Source organism: Vibrio sp. 2-2(8) (assembly GCF_963888495.1).
Taxonomy (GTDB): Bacteria; Pseudomonadota; Gammaproteobacteria; order Enterobacterales; family Vibrionaceae; genus Vibrio; species Vibrio anguillarum.
Genome location: NZ_CAWPJM010000011.1, coordinates 13056 through 34641 on the forward strand (window position 1 = coordinate 13056; position 21586 = coordinate 34641).

At 43.5% G+C, this 21586-nt stretch carries 23 protein-coding genes; 8 read left to right on the forward strand and 15 right to left on the reverse strand.

Translation table 11 applies throughout. From position 1 onward, the window contains the following. Window positions 1-25 precede the first annotated feature (25 nt). From tolA to cysS, 12 genes are all read right to left on the reverse strand, one after another. A complete protein-coding gene (gene tolA, locus AACV12_RS02815; protein ID WP_094146917.1) occupies window positions 26-1096 on the reverse strand; it encodes a cell envelope integrity protein TolA in 1071 nt (356 codons plus the stop codon). Between the two features lie 12 nt (window positions 1097-1108). Then, the gene (gene tolR / locus AACV12_RS02820) at window positions 1109-1552 is read right to left on the reverse strand and encodes a protein TolR (RefSeq protein WP_013856574.1); all 444 of its coding nucleotides are present in this window, start codon (window positions 1550-1552) and stop codon (window positions 1109-1111) included. A gap of 3 nt (window positions 1553-1555) precedes the next feature. After that, the gene (gene tolQ, locus AACV12_RS02825) at window positions 1556-2239 is read right to left on the reverse strand and encodes a protein TolQ (protein ID WP_013856573.1); all 684 of its coding nucleotides are present in this window, start codon (window positions 2237-2239) and stop codon (window positions 1556-1558) included. Then, window positions 2229-2648: a tol-pal system-associated acyl-CoA thioesterase gene (gene ybgC / locus AACV12_RS02830; protein ID WP_017042272.1), complete on the reverse strand. Its 420-nt coding sequence runs from the start codon at window positions 2646-2648 to the stop codon at window positions 2229-2231. Before ybgC ends, tolQ begins: the two co-directional genes overlap by 11 nt. Window positions 2649-2827: 179 nt before the next feature. Further along, entirely contained in the window at window positions 2828-3130 is a 303-nt protein-coding gene (ybgE, locus tag AACV12_RS02835) for a cyd operon protein YbgE (RefSeq protein ID WP_013856571.1), read from the reverse strand. Then, window positions 3123-3230, reverse strand: coding sequence for a cytochrome bd-I oxidase subunit CydX (cydX, locus tag AACV12_RS02840; RefSeq protein ID WP_000270284.1), 108 nt, complete (start codon window positions 3228-3230; stop codon window positions 3123-3125). Before cydX ends, ybgE begins: the two co-directional genes overlap by 8 nt. An 11-nt stretch (window positions 3231-3241) precedes the next feature. Beyond that, window positions 3242-4378, reverse strand: coding sequence for a cytochrome d ubiquinol oxidase subunit II (gene cydB, locus AACV12_RS02845; protein WP_013856570.1), 1137 nt, complete (start codon window positions 4376-4378; stop codon window positions 3242-3244). A 17-nt stretch (window positions 4379-4395) separates the two neighbouring features. Further along, window positions 4396-5982, reverse strand: coding sequence for a cytochrome ubiquinol oxidase subunit I (gene cydA / locus AACV12_RS02850; protein ID WP_029189795.1), 1587 nt, complete (start codon window positions 5980-5982; stop codon window positions 4396-4398). A gap of 472 nt (window positions 5983-6454) precedes the next feature. After that, window positions 6455-7459, reverse strand: coding sequence for a Holliday junction branch migration DNA helicase RuvB (gene ruvB, locus AACV12_RS02855; RefSeq protein WP_017042275.1), 1005 nt, complete (start codon window positions 7457-7459; stop codon window positions 6455-6457). After that, a complete protein-coding gene (gene ruvA / locus AACV12_RS02860; RefSeq protein WP_013856566.1) occupies window positions 7456-8076 on the reverse strand; it encodes a Holliday junction branch migration protein RuvA in 621 nt (206 codons plus the stop codon). Before ruvA ends, ruvB begins: the two co-directional genes overlap by 4 nt. 100 nt (window positions 8077-8176) lie before the next feature. Continuing rightward, window positions 8177-8698, reverse strand: coding sequence for a crossover junction endodeoxyribonuclease RuvC (gene ruvC, locus AACV12_RS02865; protein ID WP_013856565.1), 522 nt, complete (start codon window positions 8696-8698; stop codon window positions 8177-8179). An 81-nt stretch (window positions 8699-8779) separates the two neighbouring features. Beyond that, window positions 8780-10162 (reverse strand): cysteine--tRNA ligase, encoded by a 1383-nt coding sequence (gene cysS, locus AACV12_RS02870; protein WP_170899902.1) that lies wholly within the window; start codon window positions 10160-10162, stop codon window positions 8780-8782. A 179-nt stretch (window positions 10163-10341) separates the two neighbouring features. Between cysS and AACV12_RS02875 the strand changes: the two genes are divergently transcribed. The 4 genes from AACV12_RS02875 (at window position 10342) to AACV12_RS02890 (ending at window position 13460) form a co-directional block, all read left to right on the forward strand. Then, entirely contained in the window at window positions 10342-10836 is a 495-nt protein-coding gene (locus AACV12_RS02875) for a peptidylprolyl isomerase (RefSeq protein ID WP_010319203.1), read from the forward strand. A 36-nt stretch (window positions 10837-10872) separates the two neighbouring features. Continuing rightward, entirely contained in the window at window positions 10873-11607 is a 735-nt protein-coding gene (gene lpxH, locus AACV12_RS02880) for a UDP-2,3-diacylglucosamine diphosphatase (protein ID WP_017048060.1), read from the forward strand. A 103-nt stretch (window positions 11608-11710) separates the two neighbouring features. Continuing rightward, window positions 11711-12925 (forward strand): EAL and HDOD domain-containing protein, encoded by a 1215-nt coding sequence (locus tag AACV12_RS02885; protein ID WP_094127160.1) that lies wholly within the window; start codon window positions 11711-11713, stop codon window positions 12923-12925. 67 nt (window positions 12926-12992) lie between these two features. Then, window positions 12993-13460, forward strand: a complete 468-nt coding sequence (locus AACV12_RS02890) for a YchJ family metal-binding protein (RefSeq protein WP_170899903.1) — start codon at window positions 12993-12995, stop codon at window positions 13458-13460. 114 nt (window positions 13461-13574) lie between these two features. On the opposite strand, the gene AACV12_RS02895 is transcribed toward AACV12_RS02890, so the two are convergent. Further along, window positions 13575-14204 (reverse strand): DUF2057 family protein, encoded by a 630-nt coding sequence (locus AACV12_RS02895; RefSeq protein WP_170899904.1) that lies wholly within the window; start codon window positions 14202-14204, stop codon window positions 13575-13577. 65 nt (window positions 14205-14269) lie between these two features. Beyond that, complete coding sequence (locus tag AACV12_RS02900) at window positions 14270-15232, reverse strand: porin (protein WP_170899905.1); 963 nt, start codon at window positions 15230-15232, stop codon at window positions 14270-14272. A gap of 513 nt (window positions 15233-15745) precedes the next feature. On the opposite strand from AACV12_RS02900, the gene dinG reads away from it, so the two are divergent. From dinG to rsmS, 4 genes are read left to right on the forward strand one after another with little or no spacing between them, the layout of a single operon-like run. After that, window positions 15746-17821, forward strand: a complete 2076-nt coding sequence (gene dinG, locus AACV12_RS02905) for an ATP-dependent DNA helicase DinG (RefSeq protein WP_038172098.1) — start codon at window positions 15746-15748, stop codon at window positions 17819-17821. A gap of 53 nt (window positions 17822-17874) precedes the next feature. Next, window positions 17875-18654 (forward strand): sulfite exporter TauE/SafE family protein, encoded by a 780-nt coding sequence (locus AACV12_RS02910; RefSeq protein WP_010319210.1) that lies wholly within the window; start codon window positions 17875-17877, stop codon window positions 18652-18654. Next, window positions 18651-19199 carry a primosomal replication protein PriC gene (priC, locus tag AACV12_RS02915; protein WP_010319211.1) on the forward strand — a complete coding sequence of 183 codons (549 nt, stop codon included), beginning with the start codon at window positions 18651-18653 and terminating at the stop codon, window positions 19197-19199. The genes AACV12_RS02910 and priC overlap by 4 nt, the downstream gene beginning before the upstream one ends. A 1-nt stretch (window position 19200) precedes the next feature. Continuing rightward, window positions 19201-19371, forward strand: a complete 171-nt coding sequence (gene rsmS, locus AACV12_RS02920) for a pleiotropic regulatory protein RsmS (RefSeq protein WP_013856554.1) — start codon at window positions 19201-19203, stop codon at window positions 19369-19371. A 34-nt stretch (window positions 19372-19405) separates the two neighbouring features. Here the strand turns inward: rsmS and AACV12_RS02925 are convergent, their stop codons facing one another. Then, entirely contained in the window at window positions 19406-21523 is a 2118-nt protein-coding gene (locus AACV12_RS02925) for a methyl-accepting chemotaxis protein (protein WP_017050380.1), read from the reverse strand. Between the last annotated feature and the right edge of the window lie 63 nt (window positions 21524-21586).

Sequence of the window (21586 nt, forward strand, 5' to 3'; positions counted from 1 at the left end):
ATCGCTTTAACACAAGCTTTTCCTTTTAATTTGGTTCTACAGTTAAATTAATGTTTTTCAATTGATTGACTACATCAAGATCATCTTTGGGCAGCGGAAACGTCCCCACCTGCGCCACAGCACGTTTTGTCGCCGCGCATAACCTTGAGTCACCATCAATAATGCTTAGATTACCGACTATTGCTCCAGTTCCCGTTGGAATGAGCCGTAGGTTCACTTTGCACTGTTTACTTTTAAAACTGTCTTCAATCAGCAAATTTTGTTGAATGAGCTGCGTATAGATTGCTCCATACCGCTGAGCTTCGTTCATTACAAATTGGGAACGAGCTGAGCTATTTTGCTCTGCTTCTGTTTCTAACCCAGAAAAAATGTTATTCAGCGCCGCTTCTTGTTCTTTGCGTTCACGCTCCAATCTCTCTAGACGTGCTTTCTCTTTTTTTGCATTTTCGGCCGCTTTCTTCGCCTCTTGTTCTTTGGCTATTCGCTCTTTCTCGGCTCGCTCTGCTGCTTCTCGCTCTTTACGAGCTTTCTCTTTAGCTTGTTCTGCCTCTTTTTCACGGGCAATGCGTTCTTTTTCCGCTTTCGCAATTTCAGCCTCTTTAGCGATGCGCTCCTGCTCTGCTTTTTTTACCGCTTCTTCTTTTATCTTACGTTCCGTTTCCGCTTTTACCGCTCGCTCTTTTTCTTTACGAGCTCGTTCTTCTGCCACTTTACGCTCTTGTTCTTTTTCGGCACGTTGCTTTTCAGCTTCTCTGGCCGCTTTCGCTTCCTGAGCTTGTTGTTCTTTTAGTTGGCGAATATTCTCTTCTTCCGCCTTGCGGTTTTTTTCCAACTGCTCACTTTCGCGGCGTAACTTATCCAGCCGATCCTGCTCTTTTTTGGCAGCAGCTTCACGCTGGTTACGAATTTGCTGGGCTTGCTTTTGTACCAGTTGTGGATCAATCACCACAGCTTGAACCATCTGCCCGACAGGCTCGGGCTTAGTTAGGCTAAAATCCGAACCCCATAACAAAGCAATGATCAACACTATATGCAAAACAGCCGAGATAATGATGGGCTTTTTGTAATCGCTTTTTTTGGATTTATGATCTTTCATGAACAGTACAAACTATCCTTTAATTTCGGTTAGCAGACCTACTTTTGAAATGCCCGCACGATTCAATTCATCCAGAACCAGTATCACTTCTGCATAAGGCGTTGCAGCATCACCGCCAACCGCAACCGGTGAATCCGGTTTCAACGACAATTCAGCTTTGACTCTAATGATGACATCTTGCAGCGAAAGACCCCGCTCGACTTCCTCATTATTTACGCTCAACCCGAGACGACCTTCTTTATCTATTTCCACGATGATAAAACTACTATCACTATCACCTTTCAGCTCAGCCGCTGACTTTGAAGTGGTGGTTTTAGGAAGCTCGACATCAACGCCTTGAGTGACAAACGGCGATGTCACCATAAAAATAATCAGCAACACGAGCATAACGTCGATATAAGGGACAACGTTAATCTCAGCTGTCAACTTGCGTTTTTTACGCTGGTAACCCACCATCGTCTATTCCCTACCAGCCATCGCTTGGCGGTGAAGAATGCTATGAAATTCTTCAGAAAAGGTGGCGTAATTATGCTCTAATTTGCTGACTTTATTGCTCAACCTGTTGTAAGCCATCACCGCAGGAATAGCCGCAAATAAACCCATGGCGGTCGCAATCAGCGCCTCTGCAATACCAGGAGCCACCATTGCTAACGTCGCTTGCTTCACCGCACCTAACGCAATAAATGAGTGCATGATTCCCCATACCGTACCAAATAATCCAATGTATGGGCTGATAGAACCCACGGTCGCTAGAAATGGCAGACTGGTCTCTAACTCGTCCACTTCCCTTGCGACAGCAACTCGCATCGCACGTCCCGTCCCTTCCATAATGAAATCGGGTGAAGTGGCGTTAGTCTTGCGTAAACGTGCAAATTCGGTAAAGCCAGAATAAAAAATCTCTTCTGTACCCAAAAGTTCATCTTTACGCTTTTTGACATCTTGATAAATAACGGATAAGTCAGTACCAGACCAAAATTTGTCTTCGAAAGCATCAGCGTTCTTTTCTGCTTGGGAAAGGACTTTACTACGTTTGATGATCATCGCCCACGAAACGATAGACATCCCCAAAAGGATTAGCATCACCATCTTGACCAATAAGCTGGCTTGCAAAAACAGATCGAGAATTGAGATATCAGCAGTCACTATGGGTTAACTCCAAAATTATTGATTGAGGCATCGCTTTTGGCCTCATGTTCTGATTGTCGATGCATGCTACCTTAACTATTGCTTTACACAATACTTTACCTTCAGGATTGACGAGCTCTTGACAGAAGATCAGTGAGGCTTTTTTCAATGCCGAAATCACAGTATTTATCGTCAGCATATCGTCTAAACGTGCAGCTTGTAGAAAATCGATGTCAACGTGCCTGACCACAAAACCAATGTTCTGCTGCAAAAGCGTCTGCTGAGACACTCCAACTGCGCGTAACATTTCAGTTCGGGCTCGTTCAAAGAATTTAAGATAGTTTGAGTGATAGACGACACCACCAGCATCCGTATCTTCATAGTAAATCGTTACAGGCCAATGAAAGGCTGAGGCTGTATTTTGCACAAAGGTTCCAACACATATACAGATTTAGGCGGATACTATAACGCAACTCATTGACGTTAGTACAAGCATTGAGTGGACTTTTACAAAACTTGAAACAAAAAATTAGTGCTGTCTCAAAGAGGCAGCACTAATGTGGGTCGTTAATCAACCTTCGACAGGTTATTCATACACAGTAAATATCAAACTAGTCGAATAATCGTTAGGTAAATTAAGATCGATAATGAAATGTAGGGGCTAAACAATAATTGCCAAAACCATTTGCGTGGTCTAAAGCCAACACCAAAAACCATACTTGCACACAGCGCCCATATCATGAGTGGTGAAATAACCGCGTTAAAACCACCAATGCTCTGAGAATACAGCTCGGGATCCCACATAATCATGGCGATATGATAAAAACCAAGCAAGAGCGATAAGACTCTGAGCAGAGTCTTATCAACCAGTTTATGGTACTCAGTGACTTGCATTGCAAGTTTACTCACTGTCTTTGTCCATCATTTCAGAATGCTCTAACCAAAGAGCGTTGATGATGCCAAATGCACAAGCTAAAAGCACGCCTAGAATCCATGCGAAATACCACATATCTATGCTCCTTAGTAAAGTGAGTTTTTGTTTTCTTCAATAAACTTGCTATCAAGACGACCAAACATCTTGTAGTAAGTCCAAGTGGTGTAACCAAGAATGATAGGTACCATTACAAAAGCGACCACTGTCATTAAGTTCAACGTCAATTCACTCGATGTTGAGTCCCACATGGTCAAGCTATTACTTGGTACTAAGCTTGAAGGCATGATAAATGGGAACATCGCAAAACCAGCGGTGAAAATCACACCCGCATTGGCTAAGCTAGAAGCCAAGAATGCGAGACCACCTTTTTCAAAACGCGACGCCAACACAGCAAGTAGTGGCATGGCAACACCCAAAGCTGGTGCGATCCATAGTAATGGGTAAGCGTTGAAATTAGCCATCCACGCCCCCGCCTCACGTATCACTTCTTTATTGAGTGGATTTGATGCGGCATGCGTATCAATGACGCTGGTAATCACGTAACCATCGATGTTTTGGATCCAAAACCCTGCAGCGACGAAAGTAACAGCAACCAACAAGCCCATTAGTTGAGCGACGCCACGAGCGCGTGCATGCAGCTCATCGGTGGTTTTCATCTGTAGCCAAGCGGCGCCTTGTAAAATAATCATAAACAAGCTGACTAAGCCGCAAAGCAGAGCAAATGGGTTCAACAGACCAAAAAATGAACCGTGATACGTTGGCATCATGAAATCACTGAGTTGGAATGGCACGCCTTGTAGTAAGTTGCCAAAGGCAACACCAAAGATAACTGGTGGTACAAAGCCACTAATTGAAATACAGATATCCCAAGTATTACGCCACTTTGGATCTTCAATTTTTGAACGGTAATCCAAACCAATCGGACGAAGCCATAATGCAGCCAATGTAACAATCATAGCCAAATAAAATCCGGAAAATGATGTCGCATAGACTAACGGCCAAGCCGCAAACAGTGCACCACCTGCCGTGATAAGCCAAACTTGGTTACCATCCCAGTGTGGGGCAATAGAGTTGATCATGACACGACGCTCACTGTCATTCTTACCAATGACTGGAACAAGAGCACCAACGCCCATGTCAAAACCATCTGTGATTGCAAAACCAACCAGCAGTACGCCGATCAGCACCCACCAAATTAGTCGCAAGATTTCGTAATCAAACATTATTCTATCTCCCTGCCTTATGCTTCGACTTGACGGCTAACTTTGTCTTCAACAGAGTTTGCGTTTTGCTCAAAGTGATAACGACCAGTTTTCAGGCTGCTAGGCCCTTTACGAGCAAATTTAACCATCAGGTAAACTTCAGCAATCAAGAACACTGTGTACAGTGCAAGAATCGCAAACAATGAGGTCCATAATTCGCCCAGAGTTAGGGCAGAAGCGGCAACATTGGTCGGCAATATTTCACCAACAGCCCATGGTTGACGGCCATATTCAGCAACAAACCAACCGGCTTCAATTGCAATCCACGGTAGAGGAATACTGAACAAGGCGGCTTTAAGTACCCATTGTTTTTGCTCAATTTTCTGACGGCAAGTTTGAATAAATGCTGCACCAAAGACAAATAGCATCACAAAACCGACACCAACCATCAGGCGGAATGACCAAAATAGTGGCCATACGGTTGGAATTGAATCATCAGCAGCGGCTTGAATTTGCTCTTCCGTTGCATCGCTCACTTTATCGGTATAACGTTTTAGCAATAAGCCGTAGCCCAAATCGCCTTTCACTTCTTCAAAAGCGGCAATGTTTGCTGGCGATTTTTCGCCTGCACGTAATTTCTCTAACAGTTCATAGGCATACATACCGTTACGAATTCGGTCAACGTGTTGATCGCGTAGATCGCGTAACCCTGTGACTTCGGTATCCAGTGAACGTGTAGCGATAATACCCATCACGTACGGAATTTTTACTGCATAATCGGTGTGCATGGCGTCTTGGTTAGGCAAACCAAACAGTGTAAATGCAGCCGGTGCAGGTTCCGTGTGCCACTCAGCTTCAATCGCAGCCAGCTTCACCTTTTGAACTTCACCCACTTCATATCCTGATTCATCACCAAGCACAATCACGGACAAAATAGCAGCCATGCCGAATGATGCAGCGATAGCGAATGAGCGGCGTGCAAACGCAACGTCTCGACCTTTCAGCAAGTAATATGAACTAATACCAAGAATGAACATCGCGCCAGTGGTGTAACCAGAAGCTACGGTATGCACAAATTTCACTTGAGCGACAGGGTTGAAAACGACTTCAGCAAAGCTGACCATTTCCATACGCATAGTTTCAAAATTGAATTCTGCGCCAACTGGGTTTTGCATCCAACCATTCGCAATCAAGATCCAAAGTGCCGAGAAATTGGACCCCAGAGCAACCAACCAAGTCACGCCCAAGTGCTGGCGTTTTGATAGTCTATCCCACCCAAAGAAGAACAAACCGACAAAGGTTGATTCTAAAAAGAAGGCTACAAGTGCTTCAATCGCAAGAGGGGCGCCAAAAATGTCACCTACATAGTGGGAATAGTATGACCAGTTTGTACCGAACTGGAACTCCATAGTGAGGCCAGTGGCCACCCCAAGGGCAAAGTTAATACCAAAAAGCTTACCCCAGAACTTTGTCATGTCCTTATAGATTTGCTTATCAGTCATTACATACAAAGATTCCATGATGGCTAAAAGAAAAGCCATACCTAGAGTCAATGGAACGAACAGGAAGTGATACATCGCTGTCAGTGCAAACTGCAACCGCGATAGATCAACGACGTCAATCATGGTAACTCCTTTGTGCCGGCTGAATGACACTTTTGACATGCTAAACGGGTTAAAATTCCTCAAAATCCATCAGTGATATAACCTCATCAAATGTTGAAAAATATCAGAATTTTGTTGCAAGCATGTACCGTTATGGTTAGTTAATTGTTAAGCATCAGCTAATATAGCTGGGACTAATACTACTTCTAAATGCAGGTTGTTTCAAAAGATTTATGGGAGAAAAACGCCTTGATTTACATCAATTTTCACGCGGCAAATCTGAACAAAAAAAGAACAAAATGATCCACATCAAAGGAAGAATGAAATTGTTGTGAGTATTTAGTGAAAGGGATAGAAATTAATACAACGAATCACACAGAGAGTTAACAATACACTTCACATCATTAACTCTTTAGTGATAAGGAAATTATCATAAATAAGATGTAGTTCACACTTTGTGCTTACCACCTAAAAATGACGGTGAGGTGTAAACTTATTTTTCAATTCCGAAGTGAAGATAGGCGCGATCGGTCGCCATTCGTCCTCTTGGTGTCCGTTGTAAATAACCTTGTTGGATAAGAAAGGGTTCTAACACATCTTCAATGGTATCTTTTTCTTCGCCGATTGCAGCAGCTAGGTTATCGAGACCAACAGGGCCACCGCCAAATTTGTCCATAATCGCTAGTAATAGCTTTCTATCCATATAGTCGAAACCTTGGCTATCAACATCCAACATGTTTAGCGCTTTATCTGCAGTCTCTATACATATGTGCCCGTTGCCTTTCACTTCAGCGTAATCTCGAACTCGGCGCAATAAACGGTTGGCAATCCGAGGCGTTCCCCTTGCTCTCCTAGCCACTTCAAGTGCACCATCCGCTTCCATCGACAATCCTAAACAGTCCGCGCTTCTTTGCACTATGTACTGTAGATCATCAATTTTGTAATACTCAAGGCGCTGTACAATACCAAAGCGATCACGCAAGGGTGAGGTTAACGAGCCAGCGCGAGTTGTTGCCCCAATCAGCGTAAAAGGGGGTAAATCGATTTTAATGGACCGAGCGGCTGGACCTTCGCCAATCATTATATCGAGCTGGTAATCTTCCATTGCGGGATAAAGAATTTCTTCAACCACCGGACTTAAGCGATGAATTTCGTCAATAAAAAGAACGTCGTTCTCTTCAAGGTTAGTCAGTAATGCCGCCAAATCGCCTGCTTTTTCCAATACCGGACCAGAAGTTGTGCGGATATTCACTTCCATCTCATTGGCAACGATATTGGCTAATGTTGTTTTTCCAAGCCCTGGAGGGCCAAAAATCAGGAGATGGTCGAGTGGTTCGCTGCGCATTTGTGCCGCTTTAATGAAGATTTCCATTTGATTGCGTACATGATCTTGGCCACGATAGTCCGCTAATTTTTTGGGACGAATCGCGCGATCAATAATATCTTCATCTTTAAAAATAGGACTATCAGGGGCAATTAAGCGATCAGCTTCAATCATACCATTGCTCTCAAGGCTTCTTTAATCAGCGCTTCGCTGGTCATGTCAGCTTTCATTACTTGTGCCACTACTTTAGAAGCTTGTTGAGGCTTATAACCCAAAGAAAGTAACGCACTGATCGCTTCTTCTTCCGCATTGCTCGTGAGCGCTTCCAAGGAATTGTTATCGACTGGTGCAGCGTCAGTAGCGGGAGTGAAGAGGTCACCGGCTCCCCAACCTTTCAGCCTATCTTTCATCTCAACAACCAAACGTTCAGCGGTTTTTTTACCCACGCCAGGAAGCTTAACTAATGTGGAGATATCTTCACGCTCAACGCATGAAACAAATTGACCGGCCGTCATTCCGGACAAAATACCCAAGCCTAATTTTGGCCCGACGCCATTCGCTTTAATCACTTCACGAAATAAAGCTCGCTCTTTTACCGTGTTGAAACCATATAAAAGCTGCGCATCTTCTCGGACCACAAAATGGGTATAAATGACTGCTTCTTCGCCCAATTTAGGGAGTTCATAGAAGCAACTCATTGGCATTTGGACTTCATAACCAATGCCAGCGACTTCAATCAATAGCTCTGGAGGTTGCTTTTCAATCAGAATGCCGCGAAGACGTCCAATCACAGGAAATTCCTTAGAGAAATGAGGTTATTTGACTCGGATGATAATAAATAACTGGATGTATAGCCAGTAGAAAAATACCACCTCGCTCGAGATCGGTTTTTCAGCGATATCGGCCTTTTTTAGCACTGCTTGCCCGCCCAGCTAACGCAATCAAGGTTTTATTGGTATTCGCATGACAAATTGCCACACCCAGAGCATCAGCGGCATCCGCTTGTGGCTTGGCCGATAATTTGAGCATTTGCTGGACCATATGTTGCACCTGCGCTTTATCAGCACTACCCGTACCAACTACAGATTGTTTAACCAATCGAGCGGCATATTCATAGACTGGAAGATCCGCATTCACCGCAGCCACAATAGCACTGCCCCTTGCTTGCCCGAGTTTGAGTGCTGAGTCCGCATTCTTTGCCATAAATACTTGCTCGATGGCAAAAACATCAGGCTGAAACTGTGTGATGATTTCCGTCACGCCAGCGTAAATTTGCTTGAGCCGCCCAGGTAACTCTTTTTCGGATGTACGAATACATCCACTACCAAGATAGTACAAATATCGTCCATGCTGCCTGATCACACCATAACCTGTGATTCGCGAGCCGGGATCTATACCTAAAATAATTGACATGAAAACCTTAATCGTGGACGAAAAACAAAATGGGCTTAACCAATAAAGTTCAAGCCCATCATCGACAAGTTAACTGCCTGATTATTTACGACGCCAAGTAGTCCCATTTGGGCCATCTTCTAAAATGATGCCGAGTTCGTTCAACTTATCGCGTGCCACGTCAGCATTAGCCCAATCTTTTGCTGCACGTGAGTCATTACGCAGTTTGATCAAAGCTTCAATTTCAGCCACTTGTTCGTCGCCATTAGCGTCCCCTTTAAAAAACGCTTCTGGATCTTGATGCAAAATGCCAATCACATCGGCAAGCTCACGCATAAGTGCGCCAAGAGCGCTGGCTTGCTGAAGATTTTCTGTCTTCAACTTGTTGATATCACGTGCCATATCAAACAAGACGGAATAAGCCTCTGGCGTATTAAAGTCATCATTCATCGCTATCGTAAAACGACTGACATACTCTTCACCACCTGCAACTGCTACGGTTAAATCCAACCCTCTCAACGCTGTGTATAGACGCTCTAGCGAGGCACGCGCTTGTTTTAGGTTATCTTCGCTGTAATTTAATTGGCTGCGATAATGGCCCGACATCAAGAAATAGCGCACCGTTTCCGCATCATAGTGAGCAAGTACATCGCGGATTGTGAAAAAATTCCCTAATGATTTAGACATTTTTTCTCTATCCACCATCACCATGCCACTGTGCATCCATGTGTTCACATAGGGAGTGTCATGTGCGCAGCATGACTGAGCAATTTCATTTTCATGGTGAGGAAACTGCAAATCAGAGCCTCCACCATGAATATCAAAGTGGTTACCCAAAATCGCTGAATTCATCGCCGAACATTCGATGTGCCAGCCTGGGCGTCCTTCTCCCCATGGGGATTCCCAAGTGGGCTCGCCCGGCTTAGACATTTTCCACAACACAAAATCAAGTGGGCTACGCTTAGCAAGATCAACATCAACACGAGCGCCCGCTTGAAGCTGATCGAGATCTTGTTTGGATAACTTGCCGTATTCGTCAAATTTGCTGACTTCAAACATCACATCACCATTAGAAGCAACGTAAGCAAAACCGCGTTCAATCAGTCGTTGCACCAAGCCTATGATTTCTTGGATATAAGCGGTTGCACGAGGCTCGACATCTGGGCGTTTCATATTCAATGCATCGAAATCTGCATGCATGTCTGCGATTAAGCGCTCGGTTAGCGAATCGCAAGATTCACCATTTTCGGCAGCACGTTTAATGATTTTGTCATCAATATCAGTGATGTTACGCACAAATGTAAGGTCATAGCCTAAGTAGCGCAAGTAGCGAGAAATCACATCAAAAGAAACGAAGGTGCGACCATGGCCAATATGACAGAGATCATAAATGGTGACTCCACAGACATACATACCCACTTTGTTGGCATGAATTGGTTTGAATTCTTCTTTTTGTCTAGTGATTGAGTTATATATTTTCAGCATGATCTCTATCTAATAACTGTTTGAACTAAAATGGCTTCACAGTATAACAACTCTAGCCTAGCTTGGTCATCCTTATTCTCTCGCAATAATACGGCCCCTAAAGACATTTGTTGATTTGAATGTGTCCAAAGTTCAGTTAAAATCCGGGCCTCAACGAAAAATAGATAAAGGTAACTATCATGATCATCCTTCACACGAATTTTGGTGATATTAAAATTCAACTTAATGAAGAAAAAGCACCAGAAACAAGCGCAAACTTTCTACAGTACTGCCGTGACGGTTTTTACGATAACACTCTGTTCCACCGCGTTATCGATGGATTCATGATTCAAGGCGGCGGCATGACCTCTGGCCTAAAAGAAAAAACAACTCGCGCAACGATTAAAAACGAAGCCAACAATGGCCTAAGCAATAAGATCGGTACTCTTGCCATGGCGCGCACTATGGATCCACACTCTGCAAGTTCTCAGTTTTTCATCAACGTGAACAACAACACATTCCTAGATTTTCGTTCAGAAAGCCGAGATGGCTGGGGCTACTGCGTGTTCGCTGAAGTGATCGAAGGTATGGATATTGTGAACAAAATAAAAGCCGTGAGCACAGGCTCTATGGGCATGCATCAAGATGTTCCACTAGAAGAAGTGTTCATTTCTGGCACAACCATCGAAGAGTAACGGTAAAAGGAGCGCTATGCGCTCCTTATTTTTATTATGCATACACTATTTATTTCTGATTTACACCTAAGCCCTTCTCGACCAGATATCACCGAGTGTTTTATCCGTTTCATGCGCGAAGAAGCCATTCATGCCGATGCACTGTACGTGCTTGGCGATCTTTTCGAATTTTGGATAGGTGACGATGATAATTCACCTTTCGCCAACCAAATAAAATCGGAATTTAAACAACTGACTCGCGAAGGGGTTCCTTGCTATTTTACTCAAGGAAACCGCGACTTTTTGCTTGGCAAACGATTTGCGAAAGAAACCGGAATCACTCTTCTCCAAGAAGAACAAGTAATTGACCTTTACGGAAAAAAAGCCGTGGTGTTGCATGGCGACACACTCTGTATTGACGATATAAAGTATCAAGCCTATCGAAAGAAGGTTCACCAGCCTTGGCTACAATGGGTATTTAATCGGCTGCCATTTTTTGTAAAGGTTCGTATTGTGGGTAAAGTACAGTCGGGCATCCATAATGATAAGCAAATGAAATCTATGGATATTATGGATGTCACACAAAGTGAAGTGGATAGAGTTCTGACCCAGTATGGGGTCGATTTAATGATTCATGGCCATACCCATCGACCAGAGATTCATCACAGAAATCAACTTCATGGCACCGCAACGCGAATTGTTTTGGGTGACTGGTACACCCAAGGTTCAGTCTTAGTCTATGCTAATGATGGTTACGAACTGCAAACTCGACCTTTTAGTTCTAAAAACTGACGCCAAGTCGCACTCTGGTACTAATTGGTTTAAGTGGTCGAATCAAAAGTTAAGCTATAATAAGTATAATCAATAATATCAATAATTAGATAAGAGTCTTGCCTTGAAATACTCCTATATCGCCAGACAACCCATACTCGATCGTGACCGGAAAACTATCGGCTACGAGCTGCTATTTCGAGACGGTCCTAAGAATACCTTTCCAGATATAGACCCAGACTTAGCAACGAGCCGGTTACTCTCTGATCATTTTTTATCCACTCATTACAATACGCTGGGTAAGCATTTAGGGTTTGTCAATTTTCCTTATCAAAGCCTGATTAACCTCGTGCCTACGCTTTTTCCTGCGCAAAACTTGGTCGTTGAGGTATTGGAAGATTGCGAACCAACTTTAGAGTTATTAGAAGCAATTAAAAAGATGGCGAAGCTTGGTTACCGAATTGCGCTTGATGACTTTGTACCCAGTTCAGGCTGGCTCGTCTTCTTCCCCTATGTGTCAATTATCAAATTTGACATCCGTATCGTTCCCCTTGAAAAAGCCGCTCGCTTTATTCAAAAACTTGGTGCGACGAAAATTGAGTTCCTTGCTGAAAAAGTAGAAACCTATGAAGAGTTTAAGCAAGCTAAAAAGGCGGGCTTTACCTATTTTCAAGGCTACTTTTTTAGCAAACCAGAGATGTTACAGCGCAAAGCGTTAGAGCCTGCATTTCTTACTGTGGTGCAACTGTTCAAAGAAATAGCCAAATCTAACCTCGATTACAAAGCCATTGAGGAGCTTGTCGCCACCGACCTGACCTTATCTTATAAACTGTTAACCTTTGTTAACTCATCCGCGACAGTTAGTTCAAAGATCCATTCATTTAAACAAGCGCTGATCTATCTCGGTGAACAACGATTGAGAAAGTTCATCTCCTTGGTTGCGATTGCTTCGACGCAAGAATCTAAACCGGATTATTTGTATGGCCTATCCATTCAAAGGGCAAGATATTGCGAGCTGATCGGTGTGAAAGCAAAAATGAACGTCGAACCCGGTTCGGCCTTCCTGACAGGAATGTTTTCGCTACTCGATAGCCTACTTGATCAACCTTTAGAAAGTATCATGGAAGAGATGCCTATCGACGAATACGTTAAACTTGCACTAATAGAGGGGAAAGGAGAGTTAGGTCTGGTACTTGAATTAACTCGAGCTTATGAACAGGCTGACTGGCAAAAGGTTGAGAAAATTGCTCATGCATTAAGTATCGAAGAGCCCGTGGTGAAAGAGTGTTACAACGAAGCTGTGAAATGGACAGCCGATTTACTGGGTGTCCACTCCTGAGTAGACATCGAGTTTAGATCTCCTTAAACTTCCCCGTCTTATCTGCATGGGCAATTTGAGAGGATTTATGAACCAATGCTATTGTGGTAGCCATTTAGATTACCAACACTGTTGTGAACCAATCCACAGTGATTCAGCTTTAGCCATCTATCCAGAACAACTGATGAGAGCCCGCTATAGTGCCCATGTTCTGGGCTTGGTTGATTTTGTCATCAATACCTATCATCCGAGTTGCAATGCACCACAGCAACGCGACGCGATTGAAGAATCAATCAACAGTCAATGGTGTGGGCTAGACGTCATCTCCGCAAGTATCCGCAACAACGAAAATGAAGGCTTCGTTCATTTCAAAGCCTATTATAAGTACGATCAAGAGCAATTTTGTCTGCAAGAACGTTCACGATTTATACGAGAAAATGGTATCTGGTTCTACATTGACGGTGAATTTCCACAGGAGAACACACCAACGAAGCTAGGACGAAATGACCCATGTCATTGCGGTAGCGGCAAGAAATTTAAGAAGTGTTGTGGGTAGGGTGCTCAAAGTAAAACCCTTTTCTATGCAGAAAAGGGTTTACAATATGATTAGTTTTCTATCCTGACTACAATCCATTTCTTATATTTGGCTATTGATTGTAAATGAGCAACCTTACTTTTGTCCTAGCCACTGTTGGAATATTTTTCTATCTTGCTCTGTTGCACGACCATACCAAAGTTTTAGCTGTAAAATAGCTTCGCTTTCCGAGCCTTGGACAGGGTCAGCTTGTTCTTCAACTTCAGCCAATTCTTGTTTTAATGCTCGTACTTTTCCCGAATCTACCATTATGCCATTCTGCTGATTGTAATCATGCAATAGAGATACAGGATCACCGTATGGGAGAAAGCCCTTCTTACCAGGCAAAATATCAATAATAGCTACTGAAGGTAAATCATTCACGGTTAACTCAAACAGATCATCACCATGTTGCAAGCGCTGCTGATAGTCACTTAAATCTTTAGCAACAAATTTGATATGTAAATGATCATCAGGTTTAGTCATCAAAGTGATAACGTAAGGGATAGATGAAATCGCCTCTCGCTTAGCTCCATCACGAATTCGCCCTTTATATTGGACAACTAATTGATTTAAACCATCAGGCAGTGCCTGTGGTGACTCGGTAACCTTTTCAAGATTCACGACTAACAACGTAATGCTTGAATCTGTAGACAATGTTGCAGATAACGTTGGGGCAGTAATTAGGGCTATACAAAGAAAGCTAAGAAGTCGATAAATAAACATAGACGCACTCCAGAAATGGAAAAGCCAGTACATAGTACTGGCTTTATAGTAATCAATTTCAAAAATTAGAAATCGAAGTAACCACCAACTAGAATTTCAGTCGTGTCTGCTTCACCATGATCATCACGAGTTGAAATTTCAGTAAATACAGTCAACAGGCTAGATGCAGCATAAGACGCACCTAGGATAAATTCTTGACCATCATCTTTGCGACCGTCATCTTGCATACCCGCAACACCGTATACAGAGAACGCATCAGTTGCTGCAAATGTTGCCGCTAGAGTCGCATTTTTAACATCTTTTACAGTATCTGCAGACACCACGTTGTAAGAACCTGCCAGAGTTACTTTGCCTAGATTAACGTCAGCAGCTACTGCCCAAGTTGACTTATCTTTGTAAGCCGCTGCATCGCCATGGTTTTGATACATCGCACCAACAGAGAAAATCTCTGCTGCATAGTTTGCACTCAAACCAAAGATGCTGTCTGTATTTTCAGCAGCTTCAGTATATGCATCAACAACTAATGTTAAACCACCAAAACCTTTAGTATAAGAAATACCATGGCCTTTACTATCCGAAGCTGAAGCTGGTAAGTAATTGTTATCTAGCTCATTTAAGATATCAGTTTTTGATACGGCATCATTAGAGTCAGAAACATCACCGATTTCACCAATACCAACTAGGCCGAAATCCCCTTTCAAATATGCAGCAACATCATCAAATTCTGCGTTATTATCACTCTTTTTAAACCCAGTACCACTTTGAATTTCAAAAGTACCGCCAGCGGTCAACGTGTCAGTCACTTTGTGAGAAAAGTCGAATTGAACTTTAGCCCATGCGTTAACGTCTAAATCAGTTTTTACGTCTTTAGTGTTATCAGTTTTGTGGTCATAATCACTGGTATAAAGAAAGGTCGCAATTTCACCCTTCACAGATACAGAAGAAGCGTCATCTTTGAATAATTCAACCTTCGCTTGTGCAGATGTAGCAACACCAGCAACCAATAGTGCTAATAGAGTCTTTTTCATAATTAATCCACTGCCTTTTCTTATGTATGGGAATTCCTTATCCGGTTCCCTTTGTTTTTGCTGGCAACTTCCAAATTTAAACTCGGTTCGTTGCCGCCATTAAATCTCAAGGATTAGATTGCAAAAGATTATCCTGCATGTCAAATATCCTAAAAAATAAACAAAAATAAAGGTAAAAATAATTAAAAACATATAGTTACATGATATTTTCATAAAATTACGGGCGACTTCCAAGCAAAAACATCACTCAATCTAAAAACTAACAATCATGAAACATCAGAATTAAACACCAGTAAAATTTAGTTTGGCAAGATTAAATAGATATTGAGGTCATCATTTAACCGAATAGATAGTTTTATATTTTTCACAATGAGAATTAAACATAAGTTCCTGAAGGTTCAGTTTTTTTTTGTGAACAAGATCTAGATTTGATCTAAAAGCATACGATTTCGTGAACTGCGTATCCTTTAGTGAACTGTGCTAGACTCGGCACTCTGCTATTTAGGTCTGTGTATGCTTACAACAAAAATCCAAAAATCCATTCGGGATAGTTATCAAAACCTGCAATTTCAGCTCGAAAACTTCATTCCTCGTCGAGGACAAAATTATCTTGTTGCTGAGATTGCAAAAACATTGTGTGGTTCATATCACAAATCCAACCGAATCTTGATTGCTGAAGCGGGTACAGGAATAGGGAAATCACTCTCCTATTTAATGGCGGCGGTTCCTGTTGCAGTGTTGAATAATAGAAAGGTTGTTGTTTCGACAGCCACAGTGGCACTTCAAGAACAGCTGATCAGCAAAGATTTGCCTTTATTTAGACGCATCACTGATCGTCAATTCTCTTTTATCCTTGCCAAAGGACGTCAACGATACTGTTGCACCGAAAAACTCGCGGCTGCGTGTGGGGTAGATGGATCACAAATTGCTCTGTTCGAATCAAAGCCACAAAAAAAAGACGTTGAATTATTCACCACCATGTATGAAAAACTGGCTCAAGGAAAATGGAACGGTGATCGCGACTCGTGGCCAAAAGCGATTAAAGATGAGTTATGGCAACTGATTGTTAGTGATAAGCATAGTTGTAATGGTAGCTTTGCTGGCCACAGAGATTGTCCTTTTCAAAAGGCGCGTTCGGAACTGGATAAAGCCGATGTCATTATTGCCAACCACAGCTTGGTCATGGCGGATGCTGACCTTGGCGGTGGTGTCATTCTGCCTGAGCCCGAAAACACCATTTACATTTTTGATGAAGCACACCACTTACCTCATGTAGCACGAGATCACGCTTCAGCGTCCGCAAGCTTGAAAGGCGCAGCAAGTTGGTTAGAAAAACTCAATCAATCCGTAACCAAGTTTTCAAGCTTAGCCGAAGAAAAACGAGTGGCACGTTTTCGTAACGAACTGCAAGAGACACTGCAACAACTTATCCCAAGCTTGAGCCAACTGACAAAGCAGTTTGTACCCGAACAATTTGAAGAAAAGCGATACCGTTTTGAGCATGGAGAACTGCCACAATGGCTTGAAGAAGAGTCTAAAACCCTGAAGCGGCTCTCTCAAAAAGCCAATCAATCCGTCGCTAAAATTGCGGACTTGATTGCTGAACGAGTTAAGGAAGGCGAACTCGCCGCTCGGTTGGCAGAACCAGCACTGACTGAATTAGGCTTTTATATTCAGCGTTTAGAGAACCTTGCCCAAGTATGGCTGCTGATGGCGGAGCCCAAGCGAGAGAAAGGAGCCCCTTTGGCACGTTGGCTTGAAATTCACCCTGAGCGTGAAGGTGATTTCATTGTTAACGTTTCACCGCTAGAAATTGGTTGGCAACTTGATCAACAGATCTGGAGCCGCTGCATAGGCGCAATCTTAGTCTCCGCGACGATGCGAGCTCTTAACTCATTCAGCTACTTTTGCTCGCAAGCAGGGATCAGTGAAAAGGCAGAAGATGGTACACGTTTCCTAGCACTCGCTTCACCGTTTGATTATCAAAATCAGGCCGAGTTACTCATTCCAGCAATGCGTTTTGAACCGCAAGCGAAAGAGTATACTGATTATCTGGTAGAGCGTCTCGCTGAGTTTATTCAGCCAAACAAAGCTAATTTAGTGCTATTTGCTTCTTACTGGCAAATGCGCGAAGTGGCTGAAAAAATATCAACAGATTTTGTTAAACGAGGCTGGGCGCTGCAAGTCCAAGGTGAAATATCACGCACAGAAATTCTAAATAAACATAAAATGCTAGTGCAGTGTGGTAAAACGAGCGTAATGTTTGGCACCAGTAGCTTTTCGGAAGGGCTAGACTTACCAGGAGAACTTTTGGAGAATCTGGTGATCACAAAAATTCCGTTTGCCGTACCAACCTCTCCAGTTGAGCAAGCTCACGCCGAATACATAGAGAAGCGAGGCGGAAACTCTTTTATTCAGATAACCGTTCCTGAAGCCAGCAAAAAGCTGATCCAAGCCGTCGGGAGATTGCTGCGCAAAGAGCGTGATTCTGGTAGAGTCGTGATTCTCGATCGCAGAATCGTTTCAAAACGCTACGGAAAATCATTATTGGACTCGCTTCCTCCATTTAAAAGAACAATAGAATATTAGCTAGGGCTTAACACTACGCCCTTTCATCTCATTACTCAGGGCCGATTTTATTCATGGAATTTGTTGAGCCAACCACTTTGATTGTGTTGGCGCTTGTTGCTTTTATTGCTGGCTTTATCGATGCAGTCGCTGGCGGCGGTGGCATGCTTACTGTACCCGCGTTATTATCGATCGGTCTTCCGCCGCACATCGCACTAGGAACGAATAAGCTAGCGGCAACATTTGCCTCATCAACTGCCGCATTAACCTACTATCAGAAGAAGTTGTTTCAACCAAGTTGCTGGGTCAGAGCTTTCATTGCCACCTTAATTGGCGCAACCATAGGTACTTTTGCTGTCGATGCGATCAGCACCGATTGGCTACAAAAAGTGCTGCCGCTCATTATTCTAGCGGCCGCTATCTATACGATATGGCATAAAACACCACATGCACACCAGAATGTCAGCCCGCCTCCCTGCCCTGTACTTCACAAAAAGCAGTATGCGCAAGGCTTGATACTTGGATTTTATGACGGGCTGGCAGGGCCGGGGACTGGCGCATTTTGGACAGTCAGTTCGATGGCGTTATACCGACTCAACATTTTATTGGCCTCTGGCCTTGCTAAAGCGATGAATTTTACCAGTAATGTAACGTCATTGGTTACCTTTGCCATTTTGGGGCATATTGACTGGGTGCTGGGACTGACTATGGGAGTTTGTTTGATGGCTGGAGCTTTTGTTGGCGCACATTCAGCGATTCGTTTCGGCGCTAAATTTATTCGTCCGGTGTTTGTGAGTGTGGTCAGTGTGCTTGCAATCAAGCTGACTTATGATGCGTGGTTTGCAGGCTTATGAACCATTTTTCTCAATTAAAGTCCTTAATTGAAGAGTTGAAACAACAAGCCGCCAGTGTTGACCGAACTCGTGGTGAACACCATCAGGCTCTGTTTGATGAGCGCCTGTTCCACTGTAAAGCGCACTTATTAATCCCTTGTGTTATGGAAGCAAAAGCGACCTTTGACTCCATCGTGCGCGAACAAGAGAGCCAACGGCTAACCAGTCAACGAGCTCAATATCTAACCGATCGACTGCTTGCACAAATTGCGGCAATCCAACGTGAAATATCGACAGTATCGATCAGAAAAAGTGAGCCCAAGCATCGCAGCTATTATCGCAAACCGATCAATGCGTTATATCAAGAGCTGGCCCAGCACCAAGAATGGGAGCGGAGGCTGATGGATATGGTGAGAGAAAAAGAACTCGGACTCAAGCAAACTTCTGCTGTTAGTCAGCAGCAAGCACAAAAAGCGTTATTAACGGTAGAGCAACGGCTCAAGCGTTGCCAAGAAGCTAAGGCTAAGATCGAAAAACAAATTACGTTCAGGGAGAAAAACCAATAAAATGAATGATCCTACTGTACCGCTAGACGGCGCGTCTGAAGAGATAAAGCTCGCTGTCGATCTCATCTACTTATTAGAAACCAATCAGATTGAACCACACACCGCACTTGAAGCGCTGAAAATCGTACAGCAGGATTTATTGCGTAAACTGGATGATACTGCGAGAGAGTAAGAAGCAAACATCTACTTCTTACTCTTTCCAGCCGTTAGACTTTAAATTGTCCAACCAACTGTTGTTGCTTAGCCGAGAGTTGGCTTATCTGAGCACCAACCGATTCTGATTCACCGACCAGTGTCAATATCTGCGCGCTAAGATCACGAATATTGGATAGGTTGAGGTTGACTTCACCAGAGACGGCTTGCTGTTCTTGGGCCGCTTTTACAATCTGGCTATTCATATCGTTAATTGCTGAGATGGATTCAAACACTATTTCTAATTCAGCAACGGCCTTTTGAACTTGCATCGCAGTTCCATTTGCTAACGCGTTTCCTTGCTGGATCACCTCAACTACGCCCTCAGTACCTTGTTGGACTTTTTCTATCACTTTGCGTATTTCACCCACAGAGTTCTGAGTCCGCTGGGCCAAATTACGTACCTCATCGGCGACAACAGCAAACCCTCGCCCTTGATCTCCGGCCCGAGCCGCTTCTATAGCCGCATTTAATGCGAGCAAATTGGTTTGCTGTGAAATTCCCTCAATGACCGTTAAAATTTCGGTAATATTGATATTGTTTTGAGCCAACTCTTCAACAACAGGCACCGCATCACTCATTCGCACCACCAGCTTATGCATCTCAGCTTCAGAGGCACGGATGACATCCTGCCCAGTCAGTGCGGAGTGATTAGCTTGCGAAGCGGCTTGCACCGCAGCCTCGGCATTTTGCACAACGAGACTTGCTGTTTGTGTCATTTCTTCAGAGGCAGTCGCCACCATATCCATCTCTTTAAATTGAGACTCACTACGGCTACGCGTTTGTACGGCAGACTGCCGTGCCTGTTCAGTCGTTTGAGCTACTTGGTTCGCACTTTCTACGATCTGCTGAATAATAGCCTGTAATTTGTCTAAAAACTGGTTAAAGCCGCGTGCCAAATCACCGATTTCATCATGACTACTGATGACAAGCCGCTGAGTTAAATCCCCTTCGCCAGAAGCAATATCTTGTAACCGCTCCACGACCGCTCGGATAGGTTTCACAATTTGGGTTGCAGCTAACGCAATGATTGCGAGCCCTAAAAAGACTAGCAATGCGCCGACTAATAGCTCCGCTCTAACGCCATTCTCTACCTGTTGAGTAATGATCTGATCCAGTTGATTGGCATCAGCTAGCACACTCGATGTCGGCATTTCAAAAACCACGCCCCAAGTCTGGTTCGCCACCTGAATGGGAGCAAAGACAGACAACCACTGCCGATCTGAATTCCATTGAGAATGGACTTTACCCTCGGCTAGAAGATTGGCAATCTCCTTTGTAGTCAAAACTGAATCAGCCAGTGGCGCACCTAAGGTTAATTCACGCTCATCAGTCGCAATAAGCGTGTTATTTAAGCTGACAATAAAGACCTTACCATTACCGCCAAATAGACTTTGATCTGAACTCAGTGCAATCGCTACCAGTGGGCTAAGTTTTAAATCGATGCCAAAAAAGCCAATCGCAACGCCATCAATCAAAATGGGCACAGAGAGAGAAGAAGTAAGAAACGTTTCATTGTCTTGAATCACAATTTTAGGCGATGAGATACATGCACTAGCGGTTGTTAACGGGCAGGCGAAACGCTCACTGTTTCCTTCATCCTTCAATGCCACTTCGCTTAATACATTTGCCACCACATTTTCACCATTGGAGGACGTTATCCAGTATGCAGCGAATCGACCTATTTCATTTGAACCTACATAGTCAGCATTCTGGTAGTTGTCATCCTCGCTATCGAGCAAATTTGGCTTAAAGACGAGATAAGCCCCCTGGACATTGGGATAATTGACTACCGTCTTGCGAACCATTTCATCTAAAGATGTCCTTAACGCTTCGCTTTCACCAAAATTTTCTTCGGTATTTGATTTGAAAAACAAGGCCGTATCAGCAAGCATTTGAGCCCGATACATGGCTTCACTGAGATATTCAGATACTTCGGTGGCATTGAGCAGCGCCCGAGTTTCTAATAACTGCTGCGATTTATTGATCACAGAATCTGAACTTTGTTGTTTTATTGCTTGTTGGTTATTCACTGCGTTATAAACAGAAAAACCAATGAGAGACAATGACGTAATTAGCAGGCAAAGGCCGGCTAAAAGGGTTATTTTCCATTGAACCGAAAGTGTTCGCATACTACATCCTTATGCTGCGCTAATAGGGTTTTCAGACGAAATGGTGACGACTTTAATTAGAGC